This window comes from Tolypothrix sp. PCC 7601 (genome assembly GCF_025677855.1).
Classification (GTDB): Bacteria; Cyanobacteriota; Cyanobacteriia; order Cyanobacteriales; family Nostocaceae; genus Aulosira; species Aulosira diplosiphon.
On record NZ_CP064879.1, the window covers coordinates 875,656 to 888,301 of the forward strand.

At 39.8% G+C, this 12,646-nt stretch carries 13 protein-coding genes; 12 read left to right on the plus strand and 1 reads right to left on the minus strand.

What is annotated here, in order from left to right; genetic code table 11:
• Nucleotides 1-104 precede the first annotated feature (104 nt).
• The 7 genes from HG267_RS03540 to HG267_RS03570 all read left to right on the plus strand — a co-directional run bounded on the left by HG267_RS03540 (nt 105) and on the right by HG267_RS03570 (nt 6,310).
• Nucleotides 105-932: an SDR family NAD(P)-dependent oxidoreductase gene (locus HG267_RS03540; RefSeq protein ID WP_045870264.1), complete on the plus strand. Its 828-nt coding sequence runs from the start codon at nt 105-107 to the stop codon at nt 930-932.
• Complete coding sequence (locus HG267_RS03545; protein ID WP_045870265.1) at nt 916-2,280, plus strand: flavin-containing monooxygenase; 1,365 nt, start codon at nt 916-918, stop codon at nt 2,278-2,280. Before HG267_RS03540 ends, HG267_RS03545 begins: the two co-directional genes overlap by 17 nt.
• A gap of 306 nt (nt 2,281-2,586) precedes the next feature.
• Nucleotides 2,587-3,615, plus strand: a complete 1,029-nt coding sequence (locus HG267_RS03550; protein ID WP_045870266.1) for a VOC family protein — start codon at nt 2,587-2,589, stop codon at nt 3,613-3,615.
• An 85-nt stretch (nt 3,616-3,700) separates the two neighbouring features.
• On the plus strand, nt 3,701-4,300 hold the full coding sequence (locus tag HG267_RS03555) for a YdcF family protein (protein WP_045870267.1): 600 nt from the start codon (nt 3,701-3,703) through the stop codon (nt 4,298-4,300).
• 126 nt (nt 4,301-4,426) lie between these two features.
• Nucleotides 4,427-4,972 (plus strand): hypothetical protein, encoded by a 546-nt coding sequence (locus HG267_RS03560; RefSeq protein WP_045870518.1) that lies wholly within the window; start codon nt 4,427-4,429, stop codon nt 4,970-4,972.
• Between the two features lie 131 nt (nt 4,973-5,103).
• A complete protein-coding gene (locus HG267_RS03565) occupies nt 5,104-5,415 on the plus strand; it encodes a hypothetical protein (RefSeq protein WP_045870268.1) in 312 nt (103 codons plus the stop codon).
• A gap of 106 nt (nt 5,416-5,521) precedes the next feature.
• Complete coding sequence (locus tag HG267_RS03570; RefSeq protein ID WP_045870269.1) at nt 5,522-6,310, plus strand: glucosamine-6-phosphate deaminase; 789 nt, start codon at nt 5,522-5,524, stop codon at nt 6,308-6,310.
• 851 nt (nt 6,311-7,161) lie between these two features.
• Here the strand turns inward: HG267_RS03570 and HG267_RS03580 are convergent.
• Complete coding sequence (locus tag HG267_RS03580) at nt 7,162-7,359, minus strand: hypothetical protein (RefSeq protein ID WP_045870271.1); 198 nt, start codon at nt 7,357-7,359, stop codon at nt 7,162-7,164.
• 618 nt (nt 7,360-7,977) lie between these two features.
• Here HG267_RS03580 and HG267_RS03585 point away from each other — a divergent pair.
• The 5 genes from HG267_RS03585 to HG267_RS03605 all read left to right on the plus strand — a co-directional run bounded on the left by HG267_RS03585 (nt 7,978) and on the right by HG267_RS03605 (nt 12,160).
• Nucleotides 7,978-8,598, plus strand: a complete 621-nt coding sequence (locus tag HG267_RS03585) for a FeoB small GTPase domain-containing protein (RefSeq protein ID WP_045870272.1) — start codon at nt 7,978-7,980, stop codon at nt 8,596-8,598.
• Between the two features lie 26 nt (nt 8,599-8,624).
• Nucleotides 8,625-10,088: a ferrous iron transporter B gene (locus HG267_RS03590; RefSeq protein WP_045870273.1), complete on the plus strand. Its 1,464-nt coding sequence runs from the start codon at nt 8,625-8,627 to the stop codon at nt 10,086-10,088.
• Between the two features lies 1 nt (nt 10,089).
• Entirely contained in the window at nt 10,090-10,311 is a 222-nt protein-coding gene (locus HG267_RS03595; protein ID WP_045870274.1) for a FeoA family protein, read from the plus strand.
• 172 nt (nt 10,312-10,483) lie between these two features.
• The gene (gene ftnA / locus HG267_RS03600) at nt 10,484-11,020 is read left to right on the plus strand and encodes a non-heme ferritin (RefSeq protein WP_045870275.1); all 537 of its coding nucleotides are present in this window, start codon (nt 10,484-10,486) and stop codon (nt 11,018-11,020) included.
• 789 nt (nt 11,021-11,809) lie between these two features.
• Nucleotides 11,810-12,160 carry a hypothetical protein gene (locus HG267_RS03605; RefSeq protein WP_155539215.1) on the plus strand — a complete coding sequence of 117 codons (351 nt, stop codon included), beginning with the start codon at nt 11,810-11,812 and terminating at the stop codon, nt 12,158-12,160.
• The last annotated feature ends 486 nt before the right edge of the window (nt 12,161-12,646 follow it).

The window sequence follows — 12,646 nt, forward strand, 5'->3', positions numbered from 1 at the left end:
TTTTAATGTAGGATGCGTTAGCGCAGCGTAACGCATCTTATTCAAGCCACCAGATTTATTCGTGGGGTCTTTAATTTTGAATTTTGAATTCGGAGCAAAGCGACGTGACGCAGTTATATAAAGCTGTTGTACTAATTACTGGTGCATCTGGCGGATTTGGACAGGAATTAACCAGACAATTATTAAAGGCTGGTAGCCGACTGATTTTAACGGATTTGGATGCAGCAATTTTGCATCAAAAAGTCGAAGCAATTCAAAGTGAAATTTCTACTGGAGAGGTGATTGCTTGTCTAGCTGTAGATTTAGCTACTCGCGAGGGAAGCGAAAACCTTTATCAGCAAGTTAAAAAACTTGATATCCCAGTGGATATATTAATCAATAACGCAGGGATAGGACTTTTCGGTCGCATGGATGAAGTTCCTAGCGAAATATGGGAGCAACTAATGCAGGTAAACTTATTAGCACCCATGCGTTTAAGTTCCCTATTTGCTGCTGATATGATTGCTCGTAAAAAAGGTCATATCGTGAATATTTCTTCCCTAGCAGGCTGGTCAGCTACCGCAGGAATGGCTCATTATGCAGCTAGTAAATTCGGCTTACGAGGGTTTAGCGAAGGGCTATTCAATGAAGTCAAAGAACATCAAGTCAAAGTTACAGCTGTTTATCCCTTCTTTAGTCGTACTCCGATTTTGCGATCGCAAAGCTTTGGTACTTTAAGTAAGCTGATAGAACAAGGCTTTCCAGAAAGCTTGGCCACTGATCCAGTAGACGTAATGCGTGCCACTATTCAAGGAATTGTTAACGATAAACTGCACGTATTTCCCGATCCCACAGCTAAAAGCGTCCATCTGCTCAAAAGATATTCACCGCTACTACTGGACTGGATTAGTCATGTATTTACCAGGAGGTTGAAAGTTGCTCAACGTCAGTAATTTCAGTCCAACTCAAAACCTAGTTGAGACTAAAGAAAAACATCTAATTATTGGGGCTGGTTTTGTCGGATTGGGTATGGCGGAAATGCTCAAATCGGCTCATATTCCTTACGATCAAGTTGATGCTAGCGATGATATTGGTGGTAATTGGTATCACGGCGTTTACGAAACTGCACATATCATTTCGTCACGCAAGATTACCGAATTTACACACTTCCCTATGCCAGATCATTATCCCGATTTTCCTAGCGCTCAAAATATGCGGGATTATTTAAACACCTTTGCTGATCATTTTAATTTACGGGAGCATATTGAACTGAATTGCACAGTTAGTTATGTGCGACCAATTGAAAACAATCTCTGGGAAGTTTCCTTCGCTAATGGAGAACAGCGAATTTACAAAGGAGTGTTGATTTGTAATGGTCATCACTGGTGCAAGCGTTTTCCGCAATTTCAAGGCGAATTTAACGGAGAAATTATTCACTCCAAAGATTACAAACACCCAAAACAACTGACAGGTAAACGGGTTCTGGTAATTGGTGGCGGAAATTCAGCTTGCGATGTCGCCGCAGAAGCAGCGCGGGTTGGTGCTAAATCTGTTTTAAGTATGCGTGAATCGGTGTGGTTTATTCCCAAGTCTTTTGCGGGAGTACCAACCGCCGAACTGATGAAATGGTGGATGCCAGAATGGTTACAACGGCTTTTAGCTTATGCAATTATCCGCCTAACCTTTGGTAAGCATCAAAGTTATGGTTTACCTCAACCCAATTATCAAATTTTTGCCAAACACCCAACTTTGAATAACGAAGTACCATATTACATCAAACATGGCAGAATTACCCCCAAACCTGCGGTGCGGCGTTTAGATGGTTGGGAAGTGGAATTTGTTGATGGTAGCCGCGAAGCATTTGACTTAATAATTTGTGCCACTGGGTATTATGTTGCTTATCCCTTTCTACCCTTAGAACTTCAGCGTGTGAAAGGTGCAACAGTGCAATGTTATGGCGGCTCGTTTTTCTCAGATTATAAAGGGCTGTATGTAATTGGTTGGGGACAAGCAAGAGGTGGAGTAGGTTCGCTGATTTCGGCTAGCAATTCCTTATTCATGGGTTTTCTCAAACTTCAAGATGAAATAAATGTGCCTATTGGTTTGGTTCTCAAAGAAATGGGTCAAAAATTACCAACTACTCACCTGGCAGATCCACAGCACATTTTTAGGCAAGTAAAGTTCGTTAGTTGGTTATTTAATTGGATAGTTAAAAAAGCTCATCAAGTTGATAGCAAATATCCCAATTTTCGTAATCAACCGCTACCTGCCGCACAAAGCACCGAAAAGCTTAGTTGTTAATAAAATCAATTACAAAGGTATTGTGTTGCTGTATAAGCAAGGGAAAAGGGGGAGAAGAATTTTATCACACAGAAATAATAGTTCAATGTATATTAAAAATATACATTTGAGGTAGGGTGTGTTATGCCGTAGGCTAACGCACCCTGTTGATTATGCGCTGGTGCGTTGCACTGCGCGACAACACACCCGAGGCTAAAATTTGATAATTTGGATTTCCTGGAAATCTTTGTAAAGTTAATCATTGCCAAATTAGTATCTTCCTAAATAAGTCAACAAACCAATCAAAATATAAGATTCAAAATCATTATGAATCAGGCTGAACAGCATACAATTGAAGGCATTTATGAAGTATGCATTGGAGTTCCCGAAGCAATTGCTGCGATTCAATATTGGGAACAGTTTGGTTATCGTATAGGTCAAGTTGGTGAATTATCTGCAGATATTGCTCAACAACTATATAGTGTAAATTCAGCGTTAAAATCAATTCGTCTTCATCATCAAGAAGCGGATCATGGATTAATCCGGTTGATGGTTTGGCAAAATCCGACTAATCAGGGTTTGGGAATAAGTTCAATGAAAGTTAAGGGAAATCGTTGGGCTACTACCTTAACTGCTGATGGCTTAAGTATCTTAAATCATGCAGAGCAAGTAAAAGCTGCAGGTTGGGATATTAGATTCAGCAATCTTTACTGGGATATTATCTACAACAAAGATAAAATAAGCCGTCCTTTTATCGATCCGGCTGTTGGGGTGCGAGAAATGTTGTTATTGCAACCCTTAACTAGACAAGTTTTATTTCAAAGATTTGGCTATACACTACCAAATTACGGGCAAATTAATCCAAATGCCCCATTTAAGACTAGTCAATTTACCCACATGGGATTAATTGTTCAGGATGATAGCAAAGAAATCCTCAAGTTTTACGAAGACGTGTTGGGTTTGCTGCGAGTACGTGATGATGTCGAGACTAGGTACGAACTTTCACCCGCAGGTCAAGATTTTTTTGATCTCAACCCTGGTGAGAAATTTATTATTACCGCCTTTGACGATCCGCGTTCCTCTGCGTCTGACTTCCTGACTGCACGCAGTGGTAGGCTGTTCATTACAAGGTTTCCGGAGTCCATCAAGTTAGAATCGCGGTTTGAAGCAGCAAAACCAGGTAGTTTAGGAATGTCATTATATACCTATCGAGTGCGGGGAATACAGGCATATTGCGATCGCATCCGTGAAAGTTCAGCCCAAAATGTCACTAACATCGTTACCAACGAATTTGGCGAGATGAGTTTCTCGTTCACTGCACCCGATGGGTACTTTTGGACTTTGGTAGAAATTTGATCGGGAATTGGTAATTGGTAATGGGTAATTGGTAATTGGGAAAATTCCTCACACCGAATACCAAATCACAAACACCAAATATAAAATGCCAAAAGTCAAAACTCGATGGGTGAAGCTAATTTTACTCAGTCTATTATCTGCCGTATTAATAGTAATAACATCTACAGCCATAAGTATTTATTTGTACGGTAATAAAATTACTGATACAAAAGCAGAAGCAGCCATTGTTTTAGGTGCAGCAGTTTGGGGAAAAGAACCCTCACCAGTTTTTCGAGAACGCATTAATCATGCAATTAATTTGTATAAAAATCAGGATGTTAGCAAGTTAATTTTTACTGGTGGAGTTGGTGAAAATAATGAACTAGCTGAAGCTATAGTGGGCAAAAACTATGCTTTAGCCAGGCAAGTAAAAATCAATGATATCCTGACAGAAACCGAATCTAGAACAACTTACCAAAATCTCAAAAATGCTCAGTTAGTAGCAGCTAATCATCAATTAAATAAGTTTCTGATTGTCAGCGATCCATTGCACATGAAGCGTGCAGTAATTATGGCACGTAATTTAGGCATGAATGCTGATCCATCACCTACACCTACAACTCGCTACCGCAGTTTTTCTAGTCAGATGCAATTTCTGATACGAGAAACTTATTTTTACCTGATCTACTTAGTGTTTAAAATTTAACTTTTAACTTAATTTTTAGAGATTTTAAAATAAAAATAAATCAGTTTAATTATTAGCAGCCCCAACCGGAAGATAGACTAGAAGACTTGAATAAGTACCAAAAGATCCGACCGAAAAATTATGTTGATGAGAATTTGGGCTGTTACTGTTGTACTAACTTCTTCTTGGTTAACAACTGGGGTTATAGCTGCTGAACCAATTAAACCTGTAGCGGCTGCTTCACAAAGGGAAGCTCAAAAAAAAGATAGTCAACCAATCATTGTAAATAAGGCTGATTTTGGGGTACAACGCGTTGGCTCCCAGGGTAAAGTTACCTTTATCCCTACCTTTAGAGTGCCACTGCAAGAGGGAAGCAAATACGGCTGGCAAATTCAACTCAAAGACTACAAGGGTGCAGTGACATGGCGAGAAATCCTGCGATTGCCAAAACGTCCAGAAACCTGGGGTGTCGATACTGGACAAGACCTAGCAATCTCTCCAGATGGCAAAGAAGCCGTGACAAAGCGCACGCAAACTACTACCGATGGTATTATTCAAAACTTCTGGACGATCGCACCTGGAGATCCAGATGGTAAATATAAGATACAGGTCTATATTGAGGATCGTTTAATTGCATCTTTTGAGTTTGAAATCGTCCCCTTGAAGAAGCCAAAGCCAAATAGCCGCATTTAGCAGCGAAAAATTTAGTAATTATTTTAGGGTGGGCAATACGAAATTTTACAACTGCCCACCTTGAGTTTGACTAGCTATAAACTGATTTACCTCTATTCTTAAAATAGAGAGTTAATCTTGTTTGACTAACGATGGTAAATCTACCTGAATTTCAACAGTTAATTGCACAACAGTGCTTATGTCCAAATACCTTGCCAAAAGCGTTACAAGCACTGTTTTATGACAACAAAGATGACTGGGACAAAGCTCATGAAATAGTTCAAAATGCCAGCGATGATGATAGCGCTTGGGTTCATGCTTATTTACATCGTAAACAAGGCGATTTGAGCAATGCACGCTACTGGTATCGACGTAGTAATCAGCCAGAATTTTCTGGTGGATTAAACCAGGAATGGGAAGAAATTGCTGCTTGTTTATTAAAAAATGTGAGTTCTTTTGGCTAGTTAATAACTATACTAGTTGCCTCAATTATTTGGGGGTTGTTAAAACCTCAGATACTTACTAAAGTGAATAGGTTATATCTATATTCATCGCTATCTACATAACCAAATGCTAGCCGCTACAAAAAGTTTTCGTGTTGATGAGTTGACGGTGCAAATTTACAACAATGAAGCTGAAATGGCACAAGATGTTGCAGCAATTTTCCAACAACATCTACAACATGTGCTTCAGCAAAAAGATACTGCTGCTGTATTGTTAGCAACCGGAAATTCTCAACTGAAATTTCTCGATGCATTAATTGCTTTAGGTGGTGTAGATTGGTCGCGAATTATTCTATTTCATTTAGATGAATATTTAGGAATTTCTAGCGATCATGCTGCTAGTTTCCGTCGCTATCTGCAAGAACGTGTGGAACAGCGAGTTCACCCTAAGCAATTTCACTATATTGAAGGTGATACATTGCAACCATTAGCAGAGTGCGATCGCTATAGTAAACTGCTGCAAGCACAGCCAATTGACTTATGCTGTCTTGGTGTTGGCGAAAATGGACATTTGGCTTTTAACGATCCCTCTGTAGCAGATTTTCAAGACCCTTACAAAGTCAAACTAGTAAAATTAGATGCTATTAATCGGCAACAACAAGTCAATACTGGTCAGTTTGCCAGTCTAGAAAATGTACCACAATATGCATTTACTGTGACCTTACCAGTGATTTGTGCCGCTAAAAAAATTATCTGCCTTGCGCCAGATAAGCGTAAAGCAAATATTGTTAAGGATATCTTGCACGGGCCAATTAATACAAAATGTCCTGCTTCTATTTTGCGCCAACAAACCCAAGCTACATTATTTTTAGATACAAATTCAGCAAGTTTATTGGCTGATATTAGCAATTATTAATGCTCTAATTTGCTAAATTAAGTAACGCAAGAAAGGCTTTAGCAATGATGCGTTAGCGATAGCGTAACGCATCCTACTGGCGTGGCAAGGCTAAAATAGTGCATTAGATTGTAAAAAATTAACCGCAGATGAAAGCAGAGAAATGCGGATAAAATTGATTTTTATTGCAACATTTAAGCCTTGCCAAGCTACTACGTTAAATGTATAATTTTTCAATATTAGTCTGCGCTATAAAAATTTCAATTATATAATCCTTGAGCTTTTAAATTAGACAAACAAGATTCAAGATGCGAACAGTCTTCACACTGAAGTTCTTTACCTGGGTTAATACATCCGCAGGGGGGATTCTCAAAACATTCAGCAACCTGTTGCGTAACGCGATATTTTTTTCGTACAAACTCTAAAGCAACCTCTTGCAAACAAAGCATTAAATCTCGCACCATAAATAGTTACCTTGTTTCTTTTGTTGCTGACTGAACTGTACACATTTAATCAAAGTAGAGGCAGAAGCAATACTGCTCGGTTAAGGATTTTCAAGTTGGAATTTGGTTTGGGGAAAAGGTGTACCCCTGCGCTTAAGCAAGCTACGCGTAGCGTCTCCGCAGGAGAAAGGGTAAGGGTTAAAGGTTTTTTATTGCCCCTTTTCCCCTTCCCCTTTTGCCCTTAACCGACAAGTATTAGAGGCAGAAGGTAATTATGTTATAGGAACTCGCACCCCTCATTTATGCATGAACTTAATCGGATATTTGCGTTACCTTCGCCTTCTACTTTGTGGCAATAATTGCTATATTCTATCTACAAGCAAGCCATAGTTTTGTTTGAGAAATCTGGCTGATGTAGAAACTGAAACTTTAGGCTGGTGAATAACCAGTCCATTCAGAAATTATATCTTCTACAACCAATTCTTTCGTCTGTGAGTTTTTAGCTTCGTCTACCAGGACTTTGAGAGTTGTGGTATAGACATTATTCATGATTTGATGCCCATAACCAATAACTTTGCCTAGATGTCCTGTTTTTTGATTTAGCACATAGTCCCCAATGTTAAACATAGCCGTAACTACCACTTTTTCATTGATGATGTCTCTATATTGTCTTATAGATTAGTTTGTAATAACTTCATGCTTTAAGTATGACTTATATAATACCTAAGGAAGATTAAGCCACTGTTCCCTCAGTTTTAATTTCTCTATCTTTAGGAATAAATACTAATACTTAAATTTTTCTCTTTAAAATCAGCTATTGCTTGATAGAGCTTAAGAGTATTTTAGCAAATAGCGTTTAAATGCTATAAAAATTTGATTGCAAGCTTTGCTACTCTTTTAAACGGTCTCTTCATTGATAATGTTACATCACTATGTTTTATCGATTTAGAGTGACTACAGAGAATAATAGGTTTTTAATTACATTTATATTGATTTAAATACCGGTAAAAAAATTAATCAAACCAAAACATTTTTTAGCTACCTGCGATCAAACTGGATTAAATCTATTTCTTGCAAAATTTCTACAAAATTAGCAAAATTAAGCAATCTAACAGCTTATTAACTATTTGACTGATGCGATCGCAATTTTAAATTTCTTCACTATTAATACATCCTCACAAGTTCCTCACAACTTATCTTGAGAATAATTTTCAGCAAGTTCAACAAGCTCAACAAGAAGATACTATGGACTGTCACCAATGTAAATCTAAAAGCCAATCGTGTGGAACACAATCGTGGAAATTGCCATTTTTTCGCAACAATCAACCATCCTTTTCTAAGGAAGTTCCTGCAAGTCCACCAATTGCCTTGGTAGGAATGCCTAATGTTGGTAAGAGTGTGCTGTTCCATGCACTGACTGGCATTTATGTAACTGTTTCCAATTACCCTGGGACAACTGTAGAAGTGAGTCGTGGTTTGATGCAGATTGCGAGCCAAACCATGACAGTGGTTGATACACCAGGGATGTATTCACTGATGCCGATCACTGAAGAGGAAAAAGTTGCACGAGATTTACTACTCATAGAACCTGTGACAGCCGTAATTCATGTAGTAGATGCTAAGAATTTGGGACGAATGCTCCCCTTAACATTTCAACTCATCGAAGCTGGGCTACCTGTTGTACTTGCCGTCAACATGATGGATGAAGCGCATCGTTGGGGGTTGGATGTGCAACAAGATGCGCTGGAGAAAGAGTTAGGAATTCCAGTAGTTTGTATGGCAGCGGCTTTAAAGCAGGGTATAGATGAATTAAAACAAAGGATTGTGCCATTTCTGCCGATTCAGCCTGCCATGATTCCCGCGTAAATATTTTGAGATAAGGAAAGAATGGCATGATCGGTCAAGTTAGCTATCCCGAACCAATAGAAGCCGCGATCGCACAATTAGAATCTTGGTGGCAAAGTTTAGGCGAGCGGTATTTATTTAGTAATTATTCACTTTCACCCCGCAGTTTGGCGCTATTACTGTTGCAGAAAGATCCAGGACTGTGGCAAATCTTGGAACAAGATCCAGAACAGTGTCGCCATTTGGAAGTGTTGATTACTGTTACCCAAAATCAACTCAAACAGTCGATTGGATTAGCGATCGCCCACACTCGCCAAAGCCAAGCGCAGGCAATAGAACAAGCAGTTCTGCATGAAACCAAACAAGCGCGATCGTCACTTGCAGAGAAACTTCATCGGCTGACAGTCAACCCCATCACTGGATTTCCCATCCTTGTGGTCATCCTTTACTACGGAGTGTACAAATTTGTGGGAGAATTTGGAGCAGGGGAACTCGTAGATCGCATCGAAACGGTTTTTGAGGAACAAATCAACCCGGTGGTGAACCACATCACTGCTCAAGTAGTTCCCTGGCAACCAATCCAAGACTTGATTGGTAATGACTATGGCATTATTACCTTGGGGATTCGCTATGCTACAGCCATTGTCTTACCTGTAGTCGCTACTTACTTCTTGATGTTCTCGTTACTGGAAGATAGCGGCTATCTCCCACGTCTATCTTTGATGCTCGATCGCTTATTTAAATCCGTTGGCTTATCAGGCCGGGCAGTGATTCCCATCGTGTTAGGCTTTGGATGCGACACAATGGCAACGATTGTTACCCGCACCTTAGAAACCAAACGCGAACGGTTAATTGCCACATTTTTACTATCCCTGGCTATTCCCTGTGCTGCACAGTGGGGTGTGATTTTGGGGCTATTAGCACAAAAACCCGCCGCTTTGATGTTTTGGGGAGGCTTTATTAGTGCCATTTTCTTGGTAGTTGGGTATCTCACCGCTAGGTTTTTACCTGGCAGTTCCGGTAGATTTTACATGGAACTTCCTCCTTTAAGATTGCCCAACTTGCGGAACGTGGTAGTTAAAACTTGGGTGCGGATGAAGTGGTATTTCCTAGAAATCTTACCCTTGTTTATCTGGGCATCAGTCTTGATTTGGGTAGGGCGATTAACTGGATTATTTGACCTCATTATTCGGGCAATTGAACCGCTAACTTTTGCCTTAGGAATGCCCAAACAAGCAGCACCGATATTCCTTTATGGCTTCTTTCGGCGTGATTATGGTGCCGCAGGGCTGTTTGATTTACAGCAACAAGGGAGCCTCACAGGTAATCAGCTTGTAGTAGCTGCCATTGTCTTGACATTGTTCTTACCCTGTATTGCCCAATTGCAAATGCTGATTAAAGAACGGGGAGCTAAAACTACTTGGTTAATAGTACTGTTTATTTTCCCCTTCGCTTTTCTGATGGGATATCTCGTCAATTTGGGCTTAACGTTCTTCGGAGTTAACTTTTAAAATGAACGCCTTACCAACAGTCAAAATTGGTCAACCGCAAAGGGTAGTATGTTTGCAAACTCAAGATGATGCCGTATTACACAAGCTGATGGCGTTCGGCATTCTGCCAGGAAGCAAATTAGTGCTAGAGCAACGCTTCCCTTCCTACATCATCGCAGTCGGCAGAACCCGCACCGCCCTGGATAAGGAAACAGCACAAACTATTTTTGTGGAATCTTGTTAGTTGTGTTGGGTAATAGGTAATAGGTAATAGGTAATAGAAATTTCTCCCTCATCCCCCTCATCCCCCTCATCTCCTCAATCCCCAATCCCCATTACCCCTTATCCCCAGTCCCCAGTCCCCAATCCCCAGTCCCCAGTCCCCAATCCCCTGAAATTCAGAAGGAGCAGAAATTATGCTGTCGCAAGCTATGACTGATCGGTTGAACGAACAAATCAACCTAGAAATGTATTCTTCCCATCTTTATTTGCAAATGGGTTCTTGGTGTGCTTACAAAGCTTTAGATGGATGTGCAACATTTCTCAGTCAACACGCCGATGAAGAAATGATGCATATGCGCCGTTTAGTTAATTACTTACATGAAACGGGGGCGTTAGTAGTACTAGGTGGAATGCAGGCTCCACCAATTCATTTCGCTTCCCTTACAGAACTGTTTGAACAAATCTACGCACACGAACAGAGCATTACTCGTAAAATTAACGAGTTGGTACATTTAGCAAATACAGAACCAGATTATTCTACGCTACAGTTTCTCCAATGGTATGTAGCAGAACAACATCAAGAAGAGTTTTTGTTTAAAGGGATTCTCGACAAAATTCACCTGATTGGCACTGAAGGACAGGGCATATTCTTCATCGACCGAGAAATTGCTAACCTAGCAGCCACAAAAGGTAAAGAAGCAACTACAATGAGCGCTACCCCAGCAGCTTAACTCAAATCTAGCGGCAGTGCGCTCGCTCAATCAGGGTGTTGGCTTTTATGACTAAAGTCATGGTGTATTCATGACTTTAGTCTGTATGATTTTGAGAGCAAAATCGCTTTAATAATCAATAGGGGCAGGAAACAGTGACTACTTGATAATGTGTCAGGTCATTAAAGAGTATTAGCTGTAAATTCCCTGGTAAAAGCTAGTTTACTCCTCAATGCAAATATAGTTGGCATACTCCCAACTATATTTGCAGAATCAACAATCATTTCTCATTGATGATCACAAAGAAGCTACCATTAAGTAGCTTCTTTTTATATTTCTGTACTTAATACTAAATCCGAATTTTAACACTCATACCAATTCAAATCATGTTTGCGACATATCAATATATTCTAGAGGCCACGGCGTGCCCATTGGTGTCAACTTAACGTGAAACTCGCTCTTGTGCAAGGTTTCGCCCTCACCCCCAGCCCCTCTCCCGCAGGGAGAAGGGAGCAAGAGATTTAGTTCTCCTTCTCCTGGGGGAGAAGGGGTTAGGGGATGAGGGCACGAGGTATTTGTACAATGCCCGCCCTATATAGCTTTTAGCTTAAGTTGACACGTATGCGGCGTGCCGTGCCCCTACAATCTGTTCCGTTCTTTTTTCTAATTGGTATTACTCAACAAAAAACCGAACAATAATTTTGGAGGGGGTTTGGGGGACGCAACCGTCACCCAATCGGGGGTTTGGGGGAGAATCCCCCAATTCTTCTGGCTTCTTTAATCAGTGATACCAAATCAAAAAATGTTCGCGTGCCCCTACAATCTGTCGCCTTCTTTTTTCTAATTGGTATCACCCTCATTTTACAGCGCTGGTTAGTGCTTGGCGTTCATAGCGATCGCGCTTTAGGGCCAATGGTAGCGCTGATGCAAGGACACTATCTTTCAGAAGCAAACCAACCAATCAACTTGATAATTAAAAAAATCAATCCTATAGAGAAGAAATTAAAAGGAGATATATTTGAAGTTGCTACAGCAATACATGAAGCTGTTAGAAATATAATATTAGCTACGAGCACAAATCCTGACCTTACAGTAGAGTTTAAATCTTTAATAGCCCTAATTAACGCCTCATTGTCATTAGGCATAAAGAACACCCTTTAATTGTTAAATAAATACTTTACAATGAATGGAAACTTTAAAATAGCCAGTGTTGGGCTACTTTATACACTGTCTACTCATAAATCCGGCAATCATAACTGCTTTATTTCTCAACAAGAATATTTAACTTTGAAGAAGTAGATGGGTATAAGAGCGTTGAAAAAGCTTAAATATAAGATTATAAAAATAATTAGCTTTACAGCGTGTATATATGGAATATAAACGGATAAAGCGTTTGCAAGTACAAGTACTATGAACTTGCTAATTTAAGCTACCATTTCCAAAAGTAAGGCTAATGTAAGTGAAATTTAAGCTGAAAATAACAATAAATATTACAATGTCATACTAATAAACTGATTCATCAGTTAAATAAGTAGAAAGGCTAGAGAATTACAGATCCCTATACACAAGGCTTGCCCGAAAAAAGGCTGGCAATGTCCACTTTAAACATTGAATATTGAAGTGGTCACTTCTCTTTTACATCAATTT